13 protein-coding genes and 1 pseudogene are annotated in these 26,448 nt (G+C 47.2%); 8 read left to right on the top strand and 6 right to left on the bottom strand.

The features are described from left to right. Window positions 1-2 precede the first annotated feature (2 nt). Window positions 3-2,921: pseudogene (locus tag Q3C19_RS11490) on the bottom strand (SusC/RagA family TonB-linked outer membrane protein); the annotation flags it as partial. A gap of 272 nt (window positions 2,922-3,193) precedes the next feature. After that, window positions 3,194-4,381 carry a site-specific integrase gene (locus Q3C19_RS11485; protein WP_302729451.1) on the bottom strand — a complete coding sequence of 396 codons (1,188 nt, stop codon included), beginning with the start codon at window positions 4,379-4,381 and terminating at the stop codon, window positions 3,194-3,196. A 689-nt stretch (window positions 4,382-5,070) separates the two neighbouring features. Between Q3C19_RS11485 and Q3C19_RS11480 the strand changes: the two genes are divergently transcribed. The 8 genes from Q3C19_RS11480 to Q3C19_RS11445 all read left to right on the top strand — a co-directional run bounded on the left by Q3C19_RS11480 (window position 5,071) and on the right by Q3C19_RS11445 (window position 19,901). After that, entirely contained in the window at window positions 5,071-8,295 is a 3,225-nt protein-coding gene (locus Q3C19_RS11480; protein ID WP_302729426.1) for a TonB-dependent receptor, read from the top strand. Window positions 8,296-8,331: 36 nt separating this feature from the next. Beyond that, on the top strand, window positions 8,332-9,996 hold the full coding sequence (locus Q3C19_RS11475) for a RagB/SusD family nutrient uptake outer membrane protein (RefSeq protein ID WP_302729424.1): 1,665 nt from the start codon (window positions 8,332-8,334) through the stop codon (window positions 9,994-9,996). Between the two features lie 34 nt (window positions 9,997-10,030). Beyond that, on the top strand, window positions 10,031-10,849 hold the full coding sequence (locus tag Q3C19_RS11470; RefSeq protein WP_302729422.1) for a hypothetical protein: 819 nt from the start codon (window positions 10,031-10,033) through the stop codon (window positions 10,847-10,849). A 441-nt stretch (window positions 10,850-11,290) separates the two neighbouring features. Then, window positions 11,291-12,553 carry a GTPase HflX gene (hflX, locus tag Q3C19_RS11465; RefSeq protein ID WP_071150593.1) on the top strand — a complete coding sequence of 421 codons (1,263 nt, stop codon included), beginning with the start codon at window positions 11,291-11,293 and terminating at the stop codon, window positions 12,551-12,553. A 302-nt stretch (window positions 12,554-12,855) separates the two neighbouring features. Then, the gene (locus tag Q3C19_RS11460; RefSeq protein WP_022162678.1) at window positions 12,856-14,850 is read left to right on the top strand and encodes a DUF4954 family protein; all 1,995 of its coding nucleotides are present in this window, start codon (window positions 12,856-12,858) and stop codon (window positions 14,848-14,850) included. 161 nt (window positions 14,851-15,011) lie between these two features. Continuing rightward, a complete protein-coding gene (locus Q3C19_RS11455) occupies window positions 15,012-16,718 on the top strand; it encodes a DUF262 domain-containing HNH endonuclease family protein (protein ID WP_302729420.1) in 1,707 nt (568 codons plus the stop codon). Window positions 16,719-16,740: 22 nt separating this feature from the next. Continuing rightward, window positions 16,741-18,378, top strand: a complete 1,638-nt coding sequence (locus tag Q3C19_RS11450; RefSeq protein ID WP_022162677.1) for a fumarate hydratase — start codon at window positions 16,741-16,743, stop codon at window positions 18,376-18,378. Between the two features lie 368 nt (window positions 18,379-18,746). After that, window positions 18,747-19,901 (top strand): acyltransferase, encoded by a 1,155-nt coding sequence (locus Q3C19_RS11445; protein WP_302729417.1) that lies wholly within the window; start codon window positions 18,747-18,749, stop codon window positions 19,899-19,901. A 146-nt stretch (window positions 19,902-20,047) separates the two neighbouring features. Here Q3C19_RS11445 and Q3C19_RS11440 read toward each other — a convergent pair whose 3' ends face one another. From Q3C19_RS11440 to Q3C19_RS11425, 4 genes are all read right to left on the bottom strand, one after another. Next, on the bottom strand, window positions 20,048-21,370 hold the full coding sequence (locus tag Q3C19_RS11440) for a TolC family protein (protein ID WP_302729415.1): 1,323 nt from the start codon (window positions 21,368-21,370) through the stop codon (window positions 20,048-20,050). Next, a complete protein-coding gene (locus tag Q3C19_RS11435) occupies window positions 21,370-24,402 on the bottom strand; it encodes an efflux RND transporter permease subunit (protein WP_302729413.1) in 3,033 nt (1,010 codons plus the stop codon). The genes Q3C19_RS11440 and Q3C19_RS11435 overlap by 1 nt, the downstream gene beginning before the upstream one ends. A 116-nt stretch (window positions 24,403-24,518) precedes the next feature. Next, window positions 24,519-25,601, bottom strand: coding sequence for an efflux RND transporter periplasmic adaptor subunit (locus Q3C19_RS11430; protein ID WP_022162673.1), 1,083 nt, complete (start codon window positions 25,599-25,601; stop codon window positions 24,519-24,521). Between the two features lie 215 nt (window positions 25,602-25,816). Continuing rightward, window positions 25,817-26,347 (bottom strand): DJ-1/PfpI family protein, encoded by a 531-nt coding sequence (locus Q3C19_RS11425; RefSeq protein ID WP_302729409.1) that lies wholly within the window; start codon window positions 26,345-26,347, stop codon window positions 25,817-25,819. Between the last annotated feature and the right edge of the window lie 101 nt (window positions 26,348-26,448).

Below are 26,448 nucleotides of genomic sequence, written 5' to 3'. Positions count from 1 at the left end.
TATTAAAACTCTAAGTTGATACCGAATGATACTGTACGCATGGCCGAATAGTTGTATCCGGTCTGTCCGTCCAGAATACTCTGACGAGGATCGAATCCACGACGTGCAGACAACAAGAAGAGGTTATCGCCTACAATATACAAGCGTAACTTTTCAATATGTACTTTTTGCAACCAATTCTTGGGAAGCGAATAACCTAATGTCAGGTTACGCAGGCTCAGGTAAGAAGCCTTGGTCAGAGCACGGTCACCTGAACAACCTTGGTTAAGGTCGTTGGTCTGCAGACGAGGAACATCGGTATAACGGTTTTCCGGAGTCCAACGATTAAAGATATCTTTGTGCCAGTTCTTTCCGGCAGATCCAGCTCCCATGAAGCCTTGGTAGAGTGAATCGTATACCCATCCACCAATTTGGTAAGCGAAGTTTGCATTCAAATCGAATCCGTATGTTTCGATGGTTGTCGAGAAACCGCCGTACAGATCAGGTATTGGAGACTTGCCCAGTTCGTAGCGGGTTGCAAGTTCCGTTTTATTGACTGTTTTTTGTCCGATTACGTTTCCTTTTTCATCTGTTTCGTCAGCCCAATACAATGCGTCTCCGTTTTCAGGATCAACTCCTGCATATTTGTAATCGTAGTAATTGTATAAAGGTTTACCAACTTTACGGAAATAGTTTCCTGTAGCCCATCCGTCTTGCGGGCGGTCAGCTGGCAATTCCAAAAGTTTGTTTTTGTAGTGGGTAGCATTCAAGGCTACATTCCATTTGAAATTATTGTGAGTGAAGATATCGTAGTTCAATTCGATTTCTACACCTTGGTTACGCATGCGCATGGTATTTTCGTAAATACCGCTCGGTACACCTTGTGAAGGAGGAAGTGGCTTGTAATACAGAAGATCCCAAGTTGTTTTGCTGAAGTATTCAATGTTACCTGAGAGCCTGTCCCATAATTTAAATTCCACGCCAGCATTGAAGTTGTTACTCTTCTCCCATGTAATGTCTTTATTTCCACGGAATACGTATTGAGTACCAATGGCACCGTCATTGCTGACAACTATGTATTGGTCTTTATAAGGCTGGTTATTACCAATAGCATCGTTTCCTTGTGTACCGAAGCTGGCTTTCACTTTCAAGTCGTTAATCCAAGTCAGGCTCTCCATGAACGCTTCTTTGTTCATTCTCCACGAAGCACCTACTGACCAGAAACTTCCCCAACGATTGTCTGGATGGAAACGTGAAGAGGCATCTCTACGGAAACTTCCTGAAACATAGTATTTCTCATCAAAGTTATATTTTACTTGACCAAAGTAACCTTCCAATGCATATTCTGCTGCAGACGAACTGGCATCAGATAATTTGGCGGCATTATCAAGTTCCGGATTATCAGGTACAAAGAAATTCTCTTTTTGTGCCCAGAGGCTTTCGCTACGGTCCTGTTTGGTTTCGTGTCCCAATAATACCTCTACATTGTGTACCTGATTATAAGTATGTGACCAGTTCAGTAACTGGTTAGCGTTGATTACAAAATAGCGGCTCATTTCGGTTGTTCCACGTCCGTTTACGTTCTGCGCATCACCGCCTATGGGCGTTTGGAAACTGACAGAACGACTGTTGAAGTTATCAATGCTGGCATTTACAGTCAACTTGAAATCTTTCAAGAACGAGAATTCGGCGTACGCCTTGGCGTTGATGACGTCGGTACTACCTTTATAGATGTTATGCAGCTGCTGGTCGATGGGGTGAGCATTAGCACCTACCGGACGTTTACCCATCTCCGTACCGTAGTCGTAGCGCACGTTGCCCTGGGTGTCGTACACTCTGTTTCCTTCGCTGTCGTACATGTAGACCGGATAAATCGGTGCAACGGTCTGTCCGAAGAAGAAAATGGATGAGTAATTTGAACTTCCGACGTTAGGTGAGTTTGTTTTTACATTACTGTATGCCAAGTTGAATCCAGCTTTAAACCATTTATTGACTTCCTGGTCTATTTTGACACGCGCATTGATACGGTTCATGTCTGAGTTTACCGTATACGAATTGTCGTACAGATAGCCCAATGAAGCGTAATACGTAGTCTTGTCTGTTCCACCGCTAAGCGAAACGACATTTTCCTGTCGCATACCGGGGCGGAAAGCTTCTTCCAACCAATCATCGTGATACAACAGCCGGGCGCTGGAATTTAACCGTCCAGTAACAGGATTTACCAGCTCTGTATCTGATACATTATAGTTATTGTATCCTCCTAATTCTTTAATTAAGTTTTGTGAAGCAAAAATCCCCGCTTGGGCATAAGACATACCTTGGTTGAAATGCGCATTGTTACGAATCGCTTCCCAATAGAGTTCATAGTACTCAGCCGGTGAGGTCAATATATCATAGCTGGGAATTCCACGTGTATTTACACCTGTACGGTTTTCGAAAGTAACTTTCACTTTACCACTTTTACCTTTTTTAGTTGTAATCAATACAACGCCATTAGCACCACGCGCACCATACAGAGAGTTTGCAGCAGCATCTTTTAATACTGTCATGGACTCTATATCGCTTGGAGCTATCTGGTTCAGATTTCCTTCATATGGAACACCATCAACGACAATCAGTGCTTCTTTTCCTGCGGAAATAGAACCGATTCCACGTACATAAATATTAGCTGAAGAACCCGGCTGTCCGCTACTTTGTGAAATTTGCACACCTGCCATTGCTCCTTCCAATGATTTAGAAACATTTGAGGTTTGCATCTTGGCAATTTTCTCACCGCTTACTACACTGGCTGAACCAGTAAACGATGACTTCTTAGCTGTACCGTAAGCTACCACCATTACTTCATCCAATACTTCTGTGTTTGCCTTTAGTACGATACGCATACTAGGTTTAATTTCTGCCTCTTGCGTCTCCATACCGATATACGAAATCTGCAAAGTTTTCGCGGAACTTGCATTTTTACAATCCTCTTATTACCAGATATTTACAAACACAGTAACTGACTGGGAAAGCTTAAAGACTTCCTGCCCTGATGGGCGTCTAATGCGGCATCCGTTCACAATGTTCTACCGATTTTCTACTCTATGAACATCATAAAGCTCCGATTATCAACTTATTAATTTACGCATGGCCTTCATATCTGTAATCCTTGTGATGTACCTTATCTGTGATGTATTCCATAAGGCAGGTGGATACATCTGCTGCTTTGATTGATTCATCTCTTCTCCGCAGTGTTCGGTTTGGCAGGCAGGTGTTGTTCCAAATCTTGAATGACCGTCATATCCATAACGTCGGTATAGATCTGCGTAGTTCGGACACTTTTGTGCCCAAGCAACTTCTGTACGGTTGTAATATTGACTCCCTTATATATTAATAAGGTGGCATTGGTGTGACGGGCCGAGTGGAACGAAATATGTTTGGATATACCAGCCAACTGCATCAGTACCGTCAGCGTCTTGTTGACATTAGAATTGTTGCCCAAACGGAAGAAATCGTCCAGATCAGCACTGTACTTTTGCAAAATAGCCAGAGCCTTCCCGTTAAACAGCAAATACAAGGGCAGGTGCACTTCCGTATTCGTTTTGACCGAAGTATAGACCAGCCAGTCTTTTTCTGCTATGCATTGGACGTTGTCGGAAGTCAAATTTGTAAAATCGGAATAACGCAATCCGGCGTAACAGCAGAAAAGAAAAGCATCTAATGTCGTCTGATACTTGCTGTTTTTGCCGTCCAACGAAAGGCGTTCCAGTCGCTCCAACTCTTCCGGCGACAAATGGACATGAGTGCTGGCCACGGTGCGGATCTTATATTTCCGGAATGCATATTTACTCATCTCCAGATACCCTTTGTTGATGGCCACGTTGATATATCGTTTCAGATGTTTCATGTGTTTGGCGATAGTATTTATGTGATAACCTTTATTGCGCATGAAGGCTTCGAAGGCTGTGATATACTCAAAAGTCAGTTCACCGAACGTGACATCCTTCTGAAAATCCTGAAGCAGCACGAGTGTGGAGCGATGATTGTGCTTCGTACTCTCGCGCAAAGATGAGGACTCCACTTCACGTCTGAAGAAGGGAATGAACAGTGTCTGATTCCCTTCGTTCAATATCTCGTCTTTCAACAAATCGAGACTGATAACCCTGCCTTGCCTCCATAACTCCAGTTCTTTCTGCTCCATGGATATGACAAAACTACGAATAGCTCTGTTCAATTCGTTTGCATTTGGGTGCTTCCTGACCAGCTGACGTGTGTTGTCCCATTGATCAGGGCGCAAGTAAACCTTGGTTGAAAAATACTTTTTCTTTCCCTTCAGGTAAGCTTCTACCTGAACTAATGCCTGCCCACGCCTGTTGAGGCATTTTTTCCGGTTATAAACCAGATTGTAGGTTATCTTATTCATCATAAACTGTTATTAGGTTAATGTCATATAGACGTAAATCGACGGGGAAATGTACGGATGAAAACAGAATGTTGCCGTTAAAACATTGATAATCTACCTTGTTCACAAACACTGCCCTTGCAATCGGAAGACAAATAGCCCAATCTTGATGCACAAATCCTCTGTTGAACATCTCATCTCCTCAGCCCGTACGACCAAGAAAACAAAATTGTCATGATAAATACAATGTATTCGAACGATAAAATGGTAAAAGCCGAAACATCGGTTCATTCTGTCAGAAAGAGAAGGAAAACACTGACTTTCGATCAATACCATCTTCATGCACTGTGGTCATTACGACTGCCACTCGGTATAATAAACCTGGGGCAATGTGAAACGATCTGTTGATGAAGCTCCCATCGTTCAGAAGGATTTGAATGCTTTAACAATTTTATGTTAAATATCCCTCGTTCAAAGAGCTAAAAGGAGAATTTTATCAAATCATAGTGATAGCGGCACTCCCGTCATTTAGCTTTTTTAAACAGCCAAAACCTGTTATTAAACATATAAGCGGTGCTTTCGATAACATATTGATAGAATTACAAGGTTTTTTTGATAAAAGAGTTGTCTGTTTCATATTTATTAATATATTTGCATTTTGTTAGAGTAAAGAAACAATTAATGTAAAGTTAAACTTTAAGAGAGAATTTATGAAAAGAAAATTAATGCTGTTATTGGCCTGTCTTTTTGTAGGAATAGGCTTAGTAACTGCCCAAACTCAGAAAGTCACGGGTGTCGTGATTTCGGAAGAAGACGGGCAGCCAGTTATTGGAGCGTCTGTATTGGTGAAAGGTACACAGATTGGTATTGTGACCGATATAGATGGTAAATTCGAATTGACGAACGTACCAAGTTCCGCGAAGACTCTGCAGATTTCGTATATCGGTATGGAGACGCAAGAGGTTGGAATTAAGCCTACTATGCGGATCGTATTGAAGTCGAATACGGAGATGCTGGATGAAGTGATGGTGGTGGCTTATGGTACGGCCAAGAAGTCTTCGTTCACAGGTTCGGCCAGTGTAGTTTCTTCTGAAGAAATTGGAAAAATTCAAACCAGTAACGTGGCCAATGCATTGAGCGGTAAGGTATCAGGTGTACAGTTGAATAATGCGTCAGGTCAGCCGGGAGCCACAGCGCCTACCATTCGTATTCGTGGTATCAGCTCCATTAACGCAGGAAATGACCCACTGGTCATCTTGGATGGTGTACCTTATGACGGTGATATGAACAATCTTTCATCACAAGACATCGAATCGATGACTGTGCTGAAGGATGCTGCTTCCAATGCTTTGTATGGTGCTCGTGGCGCCAATGGTGTGATTATTATTACAACCAAAAAAGGTAATTCAGGAAAAGCTACAGTGACGGTTGATGCCAAGTGGGGATCCAACTCCAAGGGTGTACAAGATTATAATGTCATTAAAAATCCAGCCCAATATTATGAAGTTTATTACAGTTCATTGAAAAATTATTTCGTGAATGCGATGGGTATGACGGATGCTAATGCTCATTTATCTGCGGCTCAAAATATGATTGATCCTGTTTCGAGCAATCCTTACACATTGGGCTACAATATTTATAATGTTCCTCAAGGACAATTGCTTATTGGTAGCAATGGTAAATTGAATCCTAATGCTACTTTAGGTAACGTAGTACACTATGGTGGTATGGATATGATGTTGCGTCCGGACAACTGGATGGACGAAGTGTATAATCACGGTTTACGTCAGGAATACAACATGAATGTTTCTGCAGGTACGGATAAATCGTCATTCTATGCGTCTATCAGCTATTTGGACAATGAGGGTATTACGGTAAATTCGGATTATGAGCGTCTGACAGGACGTTTGAAAGCCGATTATCAAGTAAAAGATTGGCTGAAAGTTGGTGCTAACATGGCGTATACGCATTTCAATTCTAATTCGCTGGGCGAAGATGGTTCATCCTCCTCATCTGGTAATGTTTTTGCTATTGCTTCTTACATTGCTCCAATCTATCCTTTCTATATGCGCGACGGACAGGGCAATATCATGACCGATTCACGTGGTTATAAGATGTATGACTGGGGTAGCGGTTTTACTGAAGCTGATCAGAATACATATTTGTTACGTCCGTTCTTGTCGAATGCTAATGCTTATGCATCTAATATGTTGGACGAAAACAATGCTGAAGGTAATGCTATTACAGCTAATGGCTTTGCTGAGATCCGCTTTTTAAAAGATTTCAAGTTTACTTGGACTAGTAGTGTAAATTTGGATGAAACGCGTCAGACGGCTTATACCAATCCATATTACGGACAGTATGCTAGCCAAAACGGTATGCTCTATAAATATCATACACGTCAGCTGTCCTATAATCACCAGCAGCTGTTGAATTGGAAACATTCATATGGTTCGCATAATATAGAGGCGATGGTGGGTCACGAATCTTACCGTTCTCAATATTATAATCTATATGCAAGCAAAACAAATATGTTCGATCCGAACAATCACGAATTAGCTGGTGCAATTACAGATAGCGGTAACAATTCATATACTACAGATTATAACACTGAAGGTTATTTCGGTCGTGTTCAATATGATTTCAATGAGAAGTATTTCTTCTCAGGTTCGTACCGTCGCGATGCTTCCAGTCGTTTCCATCCAAACCACCGTTGGGGAAATTTCTGGTCAGCAGGTGGCGCTTGGATTATTTCGAAAGAAGATTTCTTCAATGTATCTTGGATTGATTTGCTGAAGATTAAAGCGTCTTATGGCCAACAAGGAAATGATAATATTGGAAACTATCTGTATGTCAATACTTATAATATCGTAAATTCTGGCGGTCATCCGGCTGCTGTTCCTGCTGCGATGGGTAACGAACGTATTACGTGGGAAACAAATGGTAACTTTAACGCCGGTGTTGAATTTGAATTATTAGGTACTCGCTTAAATGGTAGTATCGAATATTTCATGCGTAAGACTACAGATATGCTTTTTAGCTTCCCGCTTTCTCCATCATTTGGTTATAGCACTTACTATGCTAATGTGGGTGATATGCGCAATCAAGGTGTGGAAATCGAACTGAATGCTACACCTATTAAAACCAATGATTTTGTGTGGGATATCCGTGCTAATCTGACTTACTATAAGAATAAGATTACTTATTTGCCGGAAGAACGTAAGACAATGGAATTGGATGGACATTGGGGATTCAGTAGCAGTAATCAGTTCTTTGGCGAGGGACTGCCTATCTATACTTTCCGTTTGCAGAAGTATGCTGGGGTAGCAGAGGATGGACAGCCATTATATTATATGAATGTCAAGGATGAAAATGGTAATATTATCCAGAAAACTACTACGGCATATGAGCAAGCTAGTTTGTATGATTGCGGTACGGCATTGCCCGATGCTTATGGAGGTTTCGGTACAACGTTTACTTACAAAGGCTTTGACTTAAGCGTTGATTTCAATTATCAGATTGGAGGACAGATTTATGATAGTGATTATGCAAGTCTGATGGGAACAACTTCCAGCGGTAGCCGAGGACGTAATTTCCATGCTGATATGCTGAATGCTTGGACACCAGAACATACGAATACGAATATTCCGCGTCTGCAATACAATGATCAGTACACTAATTCTACTTCTGATCGTTTCTTGATCAGCGCTTCTTATCTGAGTCTGCAGAATTTGAATTTCGGTTATACTCTGCCTACTAGCTTGACAAATAAGGCTGGTATTGACAAGGTGCGCATCTATTTTGCAGGCGAGAATCTGTGGCTTTGGTCAAAGCGTCAAGGATTAGATCCGCGTCAAAGCATCAGCGGTTATTCCACATCTGCCTACTATGCACCGATGCGTACACTGTCTGGTGGTGTGACGCTGACTTTCTAACCTCATTTATTAATTAACCAAGAAGTATATAGATATATGAAAAAGATAACAAAAGTTTTGGCAGTCGGCTGCATGGCATTCTCCTTCTTAATGACTGGCTGTATTGAGGAGACCTTTCCTACCAGCGGGGCTACAGAAGAACAGGTGACATCATCCGACGAATCAGCATCAGCCATGCTGTGGGCTTTGCACGCTCAGTTGAATACTCCTGTGTTTGGCGATTCTTATCATTTTGACTTTGGCTATGGTTCAATGATGCACATTCGCGATGTACAGACTGGTGACATGCCTATTAATAATTCTAATTACGATCAGTTCTGGGTATGGGAAGAAAACCAAGCTCAAGGTAAACTTTACCTCTATCCGCAGTTAATTTGGAACTATTATTATCGTTGCGTACTGAACTGCAATAAGTTATTGGGTGCCTTCCCTTTAGAAACCGCTAGCGATGAAGTGAAAGGCTATATTGCTGCTGCACATGCTTACCGTGCTTTATTCTATTTGGATTTGGCTCGTTTGTACGAGTATCTGCCTACGGATGTCACTGTGCCCAAAGATGATCAGTATGGTAATGACATAACGAACCTGACTGTACCCATTGTGACAGAAGAAACTACAGAGGAAGAGTGTTACAATAATCCCCGAGCTACACGCGAGGAGATGGCTGCTTTTATCTTAAGTGATCTGCAGGCTGCTGAGGAAAATATTGGAAATCTAACCGAATCATCTTCTTGTCTGCCTCACTTAGATGTGGTTTATGGTTTGTATGCTCGCTACTATCTTTGGTTAGGACAGAATATTGACGATACGCCTAATGTAGCCAATTATGTTCAAGCACGTGATTATGCTCGAATGGCCATTAATGCGGCTGCACAACGTGGTTTATATCCTATGACCGAAGAAGAATGTTTAAGTACATCGAAAGGTTTTAATGATCTTGATTGCTGGATGCTGGGTTCACAGGTGGTAAAAGAGAACGACGTAGTACAGACGGGTATTATCAATTGGGTGTCATGGATGAGTAATGAGACTTCTTTCGGTTATTGTGGTATGCGTGGTGCACCTTGGTCGTTAATTGATGCAGGTTTGTATGCTAAGGCTGATGATAATGATTTTCGTAAACGCATGTGGAAAGCTCCGAAGGGTTCGCCATTGGAGGGTAAGACTGATTTTCTGACTTCTACTGTGAATGGTTACTTCGGTGATTTCTTGCCCGCATATGCATCTGTGAAATTCCGTCCGGGAGAAGGTAATCCTGATGATGTGAATTTGGCTGCCTCTACGGCATATCCTTTAATGCGTGTTGAAGAGATGTATTTTATCGAGGCTGAAGCAGCTGAACACGTAGCTCCGGGAAATGGTAAGCAACTGTTGGAAAAATTCATGAACGACTACCGTATTGCTAGTGATGCTGAGGGTTACACGTATACTTGTACAAATGTAGACGTAATTGATGAGATTATTACGCAGAAGAGTATTGAGTTATGGGGGGAAGGTTTGAGTTTCTTTGACATCAAACGACTGAACCGTCCTGTAAATCGAGCCTACAGCGGTAGTAATTGGTCATCTACCACCCGTTTTGTAACTGCTACTCGCCCTGCTTGGATGAACTACGTGATTGTGCAAACCGAAGAAAATAGTAATGAGGCTGTGCGTGGTTATAACAACCCCGATCCGAGTGGAAAGTATGAACTGCAATAAGTAAAAATTGAAAAAAGAGATTGATAATATGAATATGAAAAAGATAATTTATGTAATATGTACGGTGCTGGTTTTAGGAGCAAGTGCTTGTACTGAGGATGTGGATTACACCCCCGGCTTGCCGGTGGCTGAAGATTGCATTTATGCTTCTTTTACCACAGATGGTGAAGAAACCTTTGTATCGGCTACGGACGAAAAGAAAGTGACGGTTACTGTAACACGCGAGAATACAGCTAATGAGGTTGTCGTACCTTTGAAAACTCTACCGCAAACGGACGATTGCTTCCAAGTACCTGCCAGTGTAACTTTTGCCGCAGGTGCCGCTACAGCCACTTTTGATATTACCTTTTCCGAAGTAGAAGCTGAAGAGGTTTATACCTATAGCGTAGCTTTAGACGAATCGGCTGTGGATAGTTACTCGCAAGATTACATCACAAGTATCACGGGAACGGTTTTGCCGGAAGCCAATTGGGACACATCGCTTGGACAAGGAGTTTACAGCAGTGGTAATTTTGGACCTACATATTGCGAAGTACAGAAAGCCAATGGGCAGAACTGGTACAGAGTAGTTACTCCGTATGACAGCTACTCTGTAGTTGTTAAGGTCAACGAGGATAATACAGTAAGGCTGCGTGAACAACCTCTTGCTTGGGCAAATGTAGGTTTGCCTGACCCGGAATTGATTTATATCAGCCTGAATTCTTCTTACACCGGACAAGACGTAAGCGGTGGCGCAGGAATTTTAGCAAACATGTACGACCCTGCTACAGGAGTCATTACTATGGCCGTTGACTATAATTGTTCAGCCGGAGCGCTGGGTACAACAATTGATCAGATACAGATCCCACAGTAATTTAAGAGTGCATAAGCATCTTGTATTTATCAAGCGGTTCTTTCCTCTTTTTACGGGAAGAACCGCTTTTTACTTATTGTACAGTTATACTGTAAATAACTGATGGAATGTATGGTTATTTAGTATACACCTGCACGGAACGAACTCTTTGCTAAGGTTATAAATACTAGGTGTTCGACCTCGGAAGATATCGGAGAACCGTTCCGAAAACAATTATAGAATAGGGCGGCAGATTGTTTCTCAACTTTCTGCCGCCTTGCTTTTTCTGTCCGCCGGTAACACGAAGACGGCTTTTTATAGTAATTATTCCCGATAAATCAGTATATTTGCCGCGCAATGATGCTGCGTATGGGCTGGAACTGGGCGGTTGTCCGCACAGCTACCCTAGGAACGGACAGCATCGGAACAGTATATATATAAATAAGGTATAGAGAAATGGCAATGAAAGAATTTGTAATTTCCGAAGCACAGGTAGAGACAGCCGTGTTGGTAGGACTCATTACGAAGACGCAGGACGAGCGTAAGACGAATGAGTACCTTGACGAATTGGCCTTCCTGGCTGAGACAGCCGGGGCGGAAGTCGTAAAGCGGTTCACGCAGAAGCTGGACCAGGCTAACTCGGTGACCTACGTCGGAAAAGGTAAACTGGACGAAATCAAACAATACATCCACGATGAAGAAGAGGCAGAGAGAGAAGTCGGAATGGTAATCTTCGACGACGAACTGTCGGCCAAACAGATACGTAACATCGAAGGCGAACTGAAGGTGAAGATTCTGGACCGTACGTCGCTCATCCTCGACATCTTCGCCATGCGTGCACAGACGGCCAACGCCAAGACGCAGGTCGAACTGGCACAGTACAAGTACATGTTGCCCCGTCTTCAACGCCTTTGGACGCACCTTGAACGTCAGGGTGGTGGCTCGGGTGCCGGTGGTGGAAAGGGCTCTGTGGGACTTCGTGGACCGGGTGAAACACAGCTCGAAATGGACCGCCGTATCATCTTGAACCGTATGTCGCTGCTCAAGGAACGCTTGGTCGAGATAGACAAGCAGAAGGCCACGCAGCGCAAGAACCGTGGACGTCTGATCCGTGTAGCACTGGTGGGGTATACCAACGTCGGCAAGTCTACACTGATGAATCTTCTGGCCAAGAGTGAAGTATTTGCCGAAAACAAGCTCTTTGCCACGCTTGATACGACGGTGCGCAAGGTCATCATCGACAACCTGCCGTTCCTGCTGAGTGATACTGTCGGTTTCATCCGCAAGTTGCCCACCGATCTGGTAGATTCTTTCAAGTCGACGCTAGACGAGGTGCGTGAGGCTGACTTGCTGCTGCATGTGGTAGACATTTCGCATCCTGACTTTGAAGAGCAGATAGAAGTAGTGAACAAGACATTGGCCGACATCGGTGCGGCCGGCAAGCCCATGATGCTTGTGTTTAACAAGATAGATGCATATACCTATGTTCAGAAGGATGAAGACGACCTGACTCCCCGTACCAAGGAGAACTGGACGCTGGAGGAACTGATGCGTACTTGGATGGCCAAGATGGAAGACAACTGTCTGTTCATTTCAGCTCGCGAGCGTATTAATCTGGAAGAAATGAAGAACGCAGTATATAAGCGTGTAAAGGAACTGCACGTACAGAAGTATCCGTACAACGATTTCCTTTACCAGAACTACGACGAAAACGGAGAAGTATAAGCATACGCATTGTTCCGGCCTTGCCGGAGAGAAACAAACTGAATCTCTATGAAACGTAAGCAGATGCGGCCCTAGACAGGCGGCTTCTGCTTGCGTTTCATGTGTTTCCGGGGCGTCCTGAAACAAGGATAAACAAACTGAATGAGATAACGAAGGTGTGCTAAAATGAGAGGCTATGGACTTTCTGTTATGGATTACGTGGAAAACACGGATATCAGAATAATCTGTGAATTTCCGTGTGATCCGTGCCTGAAGAAAGTATCTTCTTAATTGGGCACACCTGCATAAACCATGAATATCGAATGAATACGTATAGAAAACTGACCGAAGACGAAGTGCTTCGGCTCAAGAGCCAGTCTTGTCTGGCCGACGATTGGGAGAAAGTAAGTGTGTCGGAAGGCTTTTCGACCGAATTTGTACATCATACCCGTTTTTCGGGTGAGGTGCGACTGGGTGTGTTCCAGTCCGAATTTACACTGGCGGGCGGCATTCGCAAGCATTCGGGACTGCGTCATGTGACATTGCACAACGTCACTGTGGGTGACAACTGCTGCATCGAGAACGTGCAGAACTACATTGCTAACTACGAGATTGGGCACGACACGTTCATTGAGAATGTGGATATCATCCTCGTCGACGGCCTTTCGCGTTTCGGAAACGGTGTCGAGGTGTCGGTCCTTAACGAAACCGGAGGCCGCGAGGTACTTATCAACGATAAGCTGTCGGCGCATCTGGCTTATATCATGGCACTTTACCGCCACCGTCCCGAACTCATTGCCCGGCTGAAAGAGATAACAGAATTCTATGCCAATAAGCACGCTTCTGCAATGGGTACGATAGGCGACCATGTGACGATTATGAATACAGGTTCTATCAAGAACATACGTATTGGCAGCCATGCCCGAATCGTTGGTACTTGCCGTCTCTATAACGGTAGTATCAACAGTAACGAGGCTGCTCCGGTATACATTGGAGATGGGGTTATCTGCGACGACTTCATCATCTCCAGCGGCTCGCACGTCGACGATGGAGTGATGCTGACCCGCTGTTTCGTGGGGCAGGCCTGTAAGTTGGGGCATAACTATTCGGCCAGCGATTCGTTGTTCTTCAGCAACTGCCAGGGAGAGAATGGTGAGGCGTGTGCTATCTTTGCCGGACCGTTCACTGTGACGCACCACAAGTCGACGCTGCTCATTGCCGGTATGTTCTCGTTTATGAATGCCGGTTCGGGCTCTAACCAGAGCAATCACATGTACAAGCTCGGCCCCATTCACCAAGGTACGCTGGAGCGTGGCGCCAAGACTACGTCCGACTCTTATATCCTGTGGCCTGCCCGTGTGGGTGCTTTCTCGCTCGTCATGGGGCGCCATGTCAACCATTCGGATACGTCCAACCTGCCGTTCTCGTACCTCATCGAGCAGAACAACACCACGTATCTGGTGCCGGGCGTCAACCTGCGCAGTGTCGGTACGATTCGTGATGCGCAGAAGTGGCCCAAGCGCGACGGCCGCAAAGATCCCAACAAGCTGGACTTCATCAATTATAACCTGCTTAGTCCTTACACCGTGCAGAAGATGTTCAAGGGGCGTGAGACGCTGCTCAACCTGCGTCATGCCAGTGGTGAACTGTCCGATATCTATTCTTTCCACAGCGCCAAGATACGCAACTCGTCGCTGGCCAAGGGCATCAAATTTTACGAGATTGCCATCCACAAGTTCCTCGGCAACTCGGTCATCAAACGGCTCGAAGGCATTGACTTCCGCAACGATGATGAAATCCGTGCCCGCCTTCGTCCCGACACCTCTATCGGTACGGGCGAATGGGTAGATATCTCTGGCCTGATAGCACCAAAGAGTGAGATTGATGCCTTGATGGACGGAATTGAAAACGGTTCTGTCAACAAGCTGAAAGAGATTAATGCCGAGTTCGAACGGATGCACCTCAACTATTATACGTACGAGTGGACGTGGGCTTACGAGAAGCTGGAAGAGTTTTACGGTGTGAAGCCCGAAGCCATGACGGCTGCCGACATCATCCGCATCGTCGAGAAGTGGAAAGAGTCTGTCATCGGCCTCGACCGCATGGTTTACGAGGATGCCAAAAAAGAGTTCTCCATGGCCTCCATGACCGGTTTCGGTGCCGACGGCTCGCGTCTGGAGAAGGAAATGGACTTCGAACAAGTGCGTGGCGACTTCGAGAGCAATCCTTTTGTCACTGCCGTGCTGAAGCACATCGAGGTGAAGAGCGCGCTGGGGGATGAGTTGATAGGAAGAATGAAGAAGGTGGAGAATAAATAGGCTTGTACAGGCAGGTACGAAGAAACGATGTATTGGTAGGGAAGCTAATAAATTATTCCTAAAAACCTCCTTTGCCGCCAAAGAAAAGGCTTTCGATTAAAGAAATATTTCGATAATACTTCTTATCTTTGTACTGTATTCACTGATAATGTATAAAGCCTATGGGTGCTACGAATCTTTTAGATACTAAGACTGTCACTTTGAATGAGGTATTGGGTAATGGAAAAAAAATGCAAGTTCCATTGTTTCAAAGAGATTATTCTTGGGATGAGGATAATTGGGAAGATTTGTGGAATGATATTTTAAGTTCAGAACAAACTGGCAGTGTACATTATATGGGTTCGGTTGTTCTTCAGAATATTGATGGTAAGAATTACTATATTATTGATGGACAACAGCGCTTTGCTACTCTTAGTATCCTGATTCTGGCATTGATAAATAAAATTCGTACACTTGCAGACAATGATGTTGACAAAGAAGCTAATAGGGAAAGAGTGGAGATTTTAATGAATCAGTATATTGGCCAAAAAGACCCCACATCGTTGAGATATTCCAGTAAATTATCGTTGAATGAAAATAATGATGCATTTTATCAGCAGCGTCTTGTTGCATTTAAAGAGCCGGTTAATCGGATGAAGTTATCCGATTCGGAAAAACTGTTGTGGAATGCTTATTTGTTCTTCTCGAAGGTTATTGATGAACAGTTCAAACAAGATTTGTCAGGGGAGAGAATTGCTTATTTCCTGAATGAGATTGTTGGCGAACGGCTGATGTTCATTCAAATTGTTGTCGAGAATGAACTAAATGCATATACTGTATTTGAAACGCTGAATTCAAGGGGACTGGAACTGACTTCTACCGATTTGTTGAAGAATTATCTTTTTTCATTGGTAGCAAAAAGTGAAACTGATCTGAGGCAAGTACGAGCACAGTGGAAAAAGATTATTGATATTGTAGGATTGAAGGCTTTCCCCATTTTCCTTCGTCAGTATCTGAATACTCGTATGAATTTGATTTCAAAAGAATATCTGTTTAAAGCAGTCAAGCAGATGGTACAAGATGGAGAACAGGTGTTCGCTTTGCTGGATGAGTTGGAAAAGAATGCATATGTCTATATTGCTTTGTTTACTCCGGACGATGTGTTATGGGAAAATGACAAGGAAATTCGGGAAGATATTCGGGCACTGACTTTGTTTCGGGTGACGCAATGTAATTCTTTGCTTATGATAGCTTATGATAAACTTTCTGTTGCCGATTTCAAGAAAGTGCTCCGTGCGATTGTTTCTTTATCGTTCAGATATAATGTAATTGCAAAATTGCAGACGAATGATATGGAGAAGGTTTACAACCGTGCATCGGTAAGAATCTTTAAGTCGGAAGATATTACCGTAAGACAAATATTAGAAGATATACGACCTATTTATTTGAATGACGAAGATTTCAAACGTTATTTTGAACATAAGGTTATGAATACCAATAATAGCGCTACGCGCAAGTTGGTGCGATATATTCTTTATAAAGTGGAAGCTGCCCTACCTAATGGGCTTCATGCAGATTTTGAAATAGATACCGGGACAATAGAACATATTTTACCCGAAGCTTACACTGAAGACTGGAGTGCCGATTTTTCTGAAGAAGAAGCAGAGAATTATCGCTATCGTTTAGGAAATTTGACGTTGTTAGAGTCGAAAAAAAATAACCGGGAAGCAGCAGCAAAATCGTTTGAAGAAAAAAAAGAAATTTATGCAAATAGCCAGTATGCTTTGTCACGGAAGATAGAGGCCTCAGAATGGACTCCTAAAATGATCCACCATCGTCAAGCGCGGATCGCATCGGTGGCATGCGGAATCTGGAAAATTCAATATTAACTTAAAATAGCAAGTAGTAATTATGGCAACAACACCTCCGTTCAAGTATCAGCCCATGTTCGAGAAGGGCAAGGATACGACTGAGTATTATCTGCTTACGAAGGACTATGTGTCTGTAAGCGAGTTTGAAGGAAAACCCATCCTGAAGATTGAAAAGGAAGGACTGACCGCCATGGCCAATGCCGCTTTCCGCGATGTATCGTTCATGTTGCGCCGCTCGCACAACGAGCAGGTGGCCAAGATCTTGAGCGACCCCGAAGCCAGCGACAACGACAAATATGTAGCACTGACCTTCCTGCGCAATGCCGAAGTGGCTGCCAAGGGACTGCTTCCCTTCTGCCAGGACACCGGTACAGCCATCATCCACGGCGAGAAAGGCCAGCAGGTATGGACGGGCTACTGCGATGAAGAAGCCCTTTCACTGGGTGTGTACAAGACATATACTGAGGAGAACCTGCGTTACTCGCAGAACGCTCCGCTCACCATGTACGAAGAGGTAAACACCAAGTGCAACCTCCCCGCACAGATTGACATCGAGGCTACCGAAGGCATGGAATACGAATTCCTGTGCGTCACCAAGGGTGGCGGTTCGGCCAACAAGACTTACCTGTATCAGGAGACGAAAGCTATCCTGAACCCCGAAACGCTCGTTCCCTTCCTTGTTGAGAAGATGAAGACGCTGGGTACGGCTGCCTGTCCGCCCTATCACATTGCCTTCGTCATCGGTGGTACGTCGGCCGAGAAGAACCTGCTGACTGTGAAGCTGGCTTCTACTCGTTTCTACGACAACCTGCCTACTACGGGCAACGAGTACGGTCGTGCTTTCCGCGACGTGGAACTGGAGAAGAAAGTGCTCGAAGAGGCTCACAACATCGGTTTGGGTGCACAATTCGGTGGTAAGTACTATGCTCACGACGTACGTATCATCCGTCTGCCGCGTCACGGCGCATCGTGCCCCGTTGGTTTGGGCGTATCGTGCTCGGCCGACCGCAACATCCGTTGTAAAATCAACAAAGACGGTATTTGGATTGAGAAGCTGGACAGCCATCCGGGCGAACTTATCCCCGAAGAACTGCGTCAGGCAGGCGAGGGCGACGCTGTACGCATCGACTTGAATCAGCCGATGGCCGACATCCTGAAGGAACTGACCAAATATCCGGTTGCTACCCGTCTGAGCCTGAACGGTACGATCATCGTAGGCCGCGACATTGCTCACGCTAAGCTGAAAGAGCGTCTGGACCGTGGCGAAGACCTGCCGCAATACATCAAGGATCACCCCATCTACTACGCCGGACCTGCCAAGACTCCGAAGGGCATGGCTTGCGGTTCGATGGGACCGACGACTGCCGGACGTATGGACCCGTACGTTGACCTGTTCCAGAGCCACGGTGGTAGCATGATCATGCTGGCCAAGGGTAACCGCAGCCAGGCTGTGACCGACGCCTGCAAGAAGCATGGTGGTTTCTACCTCGGTTCTATCGGTGGTCCTGCAGCCATCCTGGCACAGAACAACATCAAGAGCATCGAGTGCGTAGAATATCCCGAACTGGGTATGGAGGCTATCTGGAAGATTGAAGTAGAAGACTTCCCGGCATTCATCCTCGTAGATGACAAGGGTAACGACTTCTTCAAGCAACTGAAGCCCCGTTGCTGCAAGTAATAACAATCATCGGGCAGATTTTCCGGTGGGTAAGTCTGCCTGATGCAAACCATAAAACGGATGGCCGCCGGAAGTCCTGTTGCTGATTGCGACAGGCTTCCGGCGGCTCTCTTTTTGGGGGTGCCTGACAGGGCTTTGAGCGACACTTGCACGGCTCGCGAGCAACACTTGTACGGCTCGCGAGCCGTGCAAGTGTTTCATAAATGGAATGCAAGTGTCTCTCGGAAGGGCTGTGAGAGTGCTTCTGGAAGGGGGAGAACTGTCGGACGGGGAAAGTTGGTTTCAGCCGGATTTTTGTGTGCGACTGTTTGGCAGATATCGCCATCGTTTACTATCTTTATGCGCTGAAATCATGAAGAATAGACATTATGGAACAATCTCTTTCACGACAAGACACTGGTCGTATTGTGTGGCTGGACGTGGTCCGGCTGGTGGCTATGTTCACCGTTGTGTGCTGTCATTGCACCGATCCTTTCAATTTCTTTCCGGGTACTTCGCCCGATATCGGTAAAATCAAGTTCTGGGGAGCCGTTTATGGGGCAGCGTTGCGTCCGTGTGTGCCGCTGTTTGTGATGATTACCGGTGCCCTGTTGCTTCCGGTGAGTGGCAGTAGCGGAACTTTCTACCGGAAGCGCATCGGGCGTGTATTCTTTCCGTTCCTCATCTGGTCGGTTATCTATAACCTGTTTCCGTGGGTGACAGGACTGCTGGGCGTGGAGCCGCGGGTGATTCTCGACTTCTTTCCTTATGCAGGCGAGGATGTGATGCGTCAGTCGTTCGCCGTCAGTCTGGGGTACATTGGAGGCATTCCGTTCAACTTCCCCATATTGGATGTACACATGTGGTACATCTATTTGCTGATAGGCTTGTATCTGTATTTGCCCATCTTTTCGGCTTGGGTGGCACAGGCTTCGGAGCGTGCCAAGCTGGGCTTCCTGGCCTTGTGGGGCGTGACGTTGCTTTTACCTTATTATAATGAGTTCGTAGCCGGGTATCTGTGGGGCACGTGCTCGTGGAATTCGTTTGGCATGCTGTACTATTTTGCCGGATTCAACGGTTATCTGCTTTTAGGCCATTACCTGCGCCACCACGACTGGAGCGGACGCACGCTGTTGCTGGTCGGGGTGCCGATGTTTGCGGTGGGCTATGCCGTGACGTTCGTCGGGTTCAGGCACATGACTTCTTTGCCCGACTATACGGACGAAATGCTGGAGTTGTTTTTTACCTACTGCTCGCTGAACGTGGCATTGATGACCATCCCCGTCTTCATGCTTTGCAAGCAGATTCGGATACGTTCAGAACGTTTGCAGCGTGCACTGGCCAACCTTACACTCTGTGGATTTGGCGTTTACATGATACACTATTTCTTTACCGGCCCTTCGGTGGTGTTGATGCGCACGCTCGATGTCCCCATCTCGTTGCAGATACCGCTGGCTTCGGTTGTGGCGTTCGGAGTGTCGTGGCTGTTGGTTTCGCTGGCTTACCGGTGCTTCGGGCGGAAGACGCGGTGGGTGCTGGGCTAAGGTGCGAACGTGCCGGAGAGGACGTGCCCATCTGAATTCAGGCGCGGATTACGCGAGAATTCACGGATTATCTTTCTTTCTTCCGTGTTCTTCCGTGTAACCCGCGCCTGAAAATTACTATCGGATACCTTTGGGAGGGTATTCGCTTATTCCAGATACTTAGTCACCTTGCCACTGATTTGCAGCAACGAGATTTCGCAGAGTTTCGTGTTGTACTCGGCAGTCAGTATGCGTTCTTCGGCGTCGAGCAGGCTCTTCTGTGCCTCGCGCATTTCGATACCGGACAGGTCGCCCAGCATGTATCGCTCCATGGCGATGTCGTGGTTGTCCTTGGCAGCGATGAGGTTCTGCCGTTCCAGGTTCAGCATTTCGAGGTTATTGCGGTAGGCTTGCCACAGGTTGCTCAGGTCGGCACGCAGGGCCAGTTCCAGTTCGTCGCGTTGCAGGCGGGCGTTTTTCACGGCGATGGCGGCGTTGCGGCGTTCGCGGCGGCGGTTGCCGTCGAAGAGGTTGAAGCCAATGGTCACTCCGCCGTTGAAGCCGAAGTTGTTGCGGCGGTCGTAGTTGTTCACGTCGTACTTGTTGAAGGTGTAGCCGTAGCCGGCGTTCAGCCGTACGTAGGGATAGTTGCGCGAGTTCACCTTTTTATAGTCCATCTGTGCCAGCACGGTGTTTTGGTCGGCCTTCAGCAGCGAGGCGTTCACGGCCAGTGTGGCGTTCCACAGTTCGTTGAAGTCGAGTGAGGCGTTGACGTCTATCAGGCTGTCGCGCGTCATGATGAGCTGGTCCACGTTCTCGTTGCCCATCAGTTCGTTCAGGTTGATGCGCGAGGTGTGCAGCAGTTCCTGTTGCTTCATGTACTGGGCGCTGTCGGCGTTGAAGTCCACTTTGGCTTGCTGGTAGTCCAGTCGCGAGAAGTTTCCGATGTGGTAGCGAGCTTCGACGATGCGCAGGCGTTCCTTCGACAGCTGCACGGCGTATAGCAGGTTCTTCATACGTATCTTCTGCTGCACGAAGTTGTAGTATTCGGCAGCCAGCGAGGCGATGAAGTCTTCCAGCGCGATGCGTGTGTTCGTCTCGCCCTGCTCGCGCAGCAGTTTCAGTTGCTGGTAGGTGGTCGAGATGTTGAACCCGTCGAAAAGCGTCCAGTTCAGGTCGATGCCCAAGTCTACGGTCTGGTCGAAGACGTTTCGGCTCTTTTCCGTCTCGCCCGTGGCGCGCAGGTGACTGTCGGTGTTGTTCAGTGTGGCCTGGTAGCCGCCCGTCAGGTCGATGGTGGGCAGTGCTCCGGCGTTGGCCAGTGTGGCGTTGTTCTTGCTGATTTGCTCTTCGTTGTGGGTGATGCGCAGCGAGTAGTTGTTGAGCAATCCCTGTTCGAGGCACGACTTCAGCGAGTACGTGGCAATGTTCTGTGCCTGCGCCGCCAGCAGGATGCAGGCGGCAGCAAGCGATAATATCATGCGTTTCATTATATCTCTTTTAGTTTACTTCGGTTAGTCGATATATAACTGTAAATAGCAGGTACGATGTACATCGTCAGCAGCGTTGAGACGAGCATTCCGCCTACGACGGCCGTACCCATGGCGATACGTTGGTTGGCTCCTTCGCCACTGGCAAAGGCCAGGGGGATAAGACCAATGATGGTCGAAGCACTGGTCATCAGGATGGGGCGCAGACGTTGCAGCGAAGCATCTTTGATGGCTTGCATCTTGTCTTCGCCTGCTTCCTGTTTCTGGTTGGCAAACTCTACAATCAAGATACCGTTCTTGGCCACCAGTCCGATAAGCATGATGATACCGATCTGGCTGAAGATATTCATCGTAATGTCGCTGAAGTACATGAATATCAGCGCTCCGGCAATGGCCAGCGGCACGGTAAGCATGATGATAAGCGGGTCTTTAAAGCTTTCGAACTGTGCGGCCAGAATCAGATAAATCAGGAAGATGGCCAGGATGAAGGCAAACATCAGGCTCGATGCGCTTTCGCTGTAGTCCTTCGAGTCGCCCGCCAGTGCGGTGCGGAAGGTTTCGTCCAGCACTTCGTCGGCTATCTTGTCCATCTCCTCCAGTCCCTCGCCGATAGTCTTTCCTTCCGACAATCCGGCCGAGACAGTAGCCGACACGAAACGGTTGTAACGATACAGCTTCGGAGGTGCCGTTCCGTAGACCAGTTCGACAAGGTTGTCCAGCTGAATCATTTCGCCGGCATCGTTGCGGATGTACAGTCCCGTCAGGTAGGCGGGCTTGTTGCGTTGCTGGCGGTTAATTTCACCCAATATCTCGTACTGCTTGCCGTTCATGTAGAAATAGCCCATGCGCTGTCCACTCAAACCATACTGTAAGGTCTGCGCGATGTTTTTCGTACTGACTCCCATCACTCCAGCTTTGTCACGATTGATCTGAATGCGGGCTTCGGGCTTGCTGAACTTCAGGTCGACGTCGGCCATCTGGAATACCTCGTTCTCGTAGACACGCTCCATGAATTTGGGAAGCACTTCCTGCAACTTTTCGATGTTGGTGGCCTGCAACACGTATTGTACGGGCATGCTGGCACGCCGTCCACCAAAGGATGAAGGCTGGCGCAGGAAGGCGCGCGCTTCTGTCTCGGGCTTCAGGGCGCGGGTCAGCTTCTCGGCTACGTCCATCTGGGTGTAATCGCGTTCGCGTATGTCTTTCAGGGTGATCTGTACGTTTCCGCTACCGCTCGATACACGTGCCGTTACCGCAGCAGCGTCGGGGATAATAGAGTCGACTACATCATTGATGCGTTCCGTGTAGTCGCGGATGTATTCGTAGCTGACGCCCTCGGCGCCGATGGTGCTGATCGTGATTTGCGAACGGTCCTCCAATGGAGCCATTTCGGCAGGAATGCTGTTCCACAAGACGAAGATGATGCAGAACGTGGCCAGCGTGAATACCAGCGCAATCCACCGCTTACGTAAGAAGGCAGCCAGCGAACGACTGTACAGGCGGTTCATACCCTCGAAGAAAGGTTCCGTTTTGCGGTAGAACCAATTCTTCTGCTCCTGCCGTTTCAGCAGCTTGGTAGCCAGCATCGGTGTGAACGTAAGCGCGGCGAACGAAGAAATGATGATGGAGCCTGAAATGACGAAGCTGAACTCGCGGAACAGGCGACCTGTCGTTCCCTCCATGAAGACGATGGGGAAGAACACCGCTACCAGCGTGATGGTAGTGGAGATGACGGCAAAGAAGATTTCCTTCGCACCCTCGATGCCCGCCTCTTTCGGCGGCATGCCGCGCTCAATGCGTACATAGATATTCTCGGTCATCACAATGGCGTCGTCCACTACCAGACCTACGGACAGGACAACAGCCAACATCGTCAGCACATTGATGGAGAAGCCAGCTACATACATTACGAAGAAGGCACCAATCAATGATACGGGAATTACGATACAAGGCACCAGCGTCACGCGCCAGTCGCGCAGAAACAGGAAGATGATGATGATAACCAGCACGAAAGCCTCATAAACGGTGTTTTCCACTTCACTGATAGAGGCGCGGATGAACTTGGTGTTGTCGAAACCGTAGCTGTAGGTGACGTCTTCGGGCAAGTCTTTCTTCATGCGTTCCATACGGTCGTATACGGCGTCGGCTATCTGGATGTGGTTGGCACCGGGCTGGGGCACCACGACTACGCCCACCATGGGCACGCCGTTCATCTTCATATAGCTCTTGATGTCGGCGGCACCCAGTTCGGCACGGCCTATGTCGCTGAAGCGGATGATACGGTTGGCGTCTTCCTTGATGATGAGGTTGTTGAACTCTTCAGGCGTGTGCATCAGTCCTAATGTGCGGATGGTCAGTTCGGTTGTATTACCTTCGATACTGCCCGAGGGGAGTTCGATGTTTTCCTGGTCGATGGCGTTCTTCACATCGACAGGCGTGATGCCGTAGCCCGACATCTTGGTCGGGTCGAGCCACAGACGCATGGAGTACTTCTTCTCACCCCAGATGCTGACGCTACTTACGTCGGAGATGGTTTGCAACTGTTCCTTGACGGTCAGGTCGGCAATCTCGCTCAGCTCCAGCAGCGAACGCTTGTTGCTTTGCAAGGCCACCATCAGGATAGGCACGGCGTCGGCGTCGGCTTTCGACACGGTGGGAGGGTCACAGTCGCGGGGCAGGTAGCGTTGGGCACGCGATACCTTGTCGCGTACGTCGTTGGCGGCCGTTTCCAGATCGACGGACAGTTCAAACTCTACCGTGATGCGGCTCTGTCCCTGTTGGCTGACGCTGGTTAGCGAACGGATGCCGGGGATACCGTTGATGTTCTGCTCCAGCGGCTCGGTAATCTGGTTTTCGATAACGTCGGCGTTGGCACCCGTGTACGAGCAGGACACGGAGATAATGGGATTGTCGACCGACGGATATTCGCGCACACCGAGGTAGGTATAACCAATGAAGCCGAAGAGCAGAATGATGATGGTTAGTACCGTTGACAACACGGGGCGGCGTATGCTTAGTTCGGATATGTTCATGTTAGTCAGTGAATAGGGAATAATTAATAATGAAAAACGGGAAAGGCGTTGACAGGCTCTACAGAAGCGGCGGTCGTGGTGCCGTCTCTCCGTTCCTAACTATTAATTATTAATTTTTAATTATTAATTCTATCAATGGTCACAGCCATTCCCGTGCGCAACTGTTGCGTACCCGAGATGATGACGGTATCGCCTTCGGCCAGTCCTTTTACGACCTGCACAAGTGCTTCGGTGCGGATGCCGGTGACGATTTCGGTCGGTTCGGCTTTACCCGAGCGGTACAGGAATACCTTGTCCTTACCCATTTCGGGCACGATGGCTTGCGAAGGAATGGCCAGTGCGTCCTTGAACTCCTGTTTCTTCAGTGTGATAGAGGCGTAGCGTCCCGGCATGATGCCTGTGGGGTTAGGGTAGAGGGCGCGTACGGTCAGTGTGTGGGTGTTGATGTCGAGGCTGGACTCGCGTGCGTAGACTTGTGCGTGATAGTCCTCAAGCGAACCTTCGAGGTTGAAGGTGAGGTTGGTACCCACCTTGATGTCGCGGGCATAACTTTCCGATACCGAGAACTCCAGCTTCAGAGGCGATATTTTGGTCAGCTTGGCCACGATGGTCGTTGGTGAGGCATAGGCACCTACGCTGACCTGACGAAGACCGATGACACCGTCGAAGGGGGCACGCAGTTCGGTCTGTGCTATCTGGGCTTCGACGCTTTCGATGTCGGCGTTCAGCGTGGCCAGTTCGGTTTTCACCTGTTCGTAGGCTTCCTGGCTGACGGCGTCGCGCTTCAGCAGGGCGTCCTGACGGAACACGCGGTCTTCGGCCAGCTTCAGTTGGGCCACAAGGCGTTGCAGCTGTGCTTGCAAGGGTCGGTCGTTTACCTTGGCCAGCAGCTGCCCTTTCTTGACGGCGGTGCCTTCTTCGAAGTTGATTTCGGTGATTTTGCCCGATGTTTCGAACGACAGGTTTACTTCTTCGTCGGGTATCAGACTACCGATGATGGGGATTTCGTCGGTAAGGACTTGTGGGCGTACAATGACGGCGTTGATGTTGAGCGCCTTTTTCCCTTTACTTTGATTAGTCATCACTTTGTTGGCTTCGGCCAACTCTTCGTTTGGTTTGGGCATTTGCGAATAAATTCCCCAGCCTGCCAGGCCGGCGCCTATCACGGCGATGATGCCCCATTTAACTCTCTTCTTCATGCTCTATTGTCGTAGTATTAGTAGTGTATAATTCAGCCTTTTGATTGGGCTTCTAAATTACGCAAAGGTTTAAAGCGAAGAAAGAAGATTATGCTTTATTAACAGAGGTGGTTAATGAACACAGACATGGGCAGATAAAAGAATATGGTTCTGCCATCGGGAAACCGATGCCGGGCAGAACCATATATGAGAGAGGTCCTAAAACGAAAGTGCGTTTATCCTTTCAGAGCTGTCAGGACAGAGGGCAGCAATGCTGCGATCTTGTTTTCGTTTTGGGCGGTGTAAAAGTTTCCGTCCGTCTCGGTAGCGTTATCGGTGGCTGTTCCGTTCACGATGGCGGGTTTTGCCAACGGATGCACAGCCAATTTCCTGCCTTTTGTGATGCCGGCTTTTTCGAACATCAGTGCGGCTGCGCAATGTCCGATCATGATTTTTCCTTTTTCGCCAAACGTTTTCAGAACTTCCATCAGCATGATGTTATGTGGCTCGTCGGCATGTTGGGCAAAGACAGGAATGGCATCGCCGCAGGCAAAGACCAGTGCATCGTATTCGTCCTCGTGCCCTTTCAGGTTAGCTATAACATCGTCTGCTTGCAGGGCAATGCCCGAGTTGGTCCGAATGTCTTTGGTGGGAGATACGGCATATACTTTGTAGGAAATGCCGTTTTCGTAAAATGCCTCCAGATACTGGAACAGGCCCGAGCCGTTTACAGGGTTTACGGCCAATACTGCTACTCTTTTTTTCATAAGTTTAAATGTTTAAATTGTACATTGGTTATTCAAAGTAACTTTCTTACTTTTGTGCGGACAAAGGTAGCGGGAAACTTGCTACGTGGCAAGAAGGCACT

Origin of the sequence: Bacteroides sp. ET489 (assembly GCF_030518095.1) — a bacterium.
GTDB lineage: Bacteria > Bacteroidota > Bacteroidia > Bacteroidales > Bacteroidaceae > Bacteroides > Bacteroides ndongoniae.
This window is presented reverse-complemented; position numbering and strand designations above follow the sequence as displayed.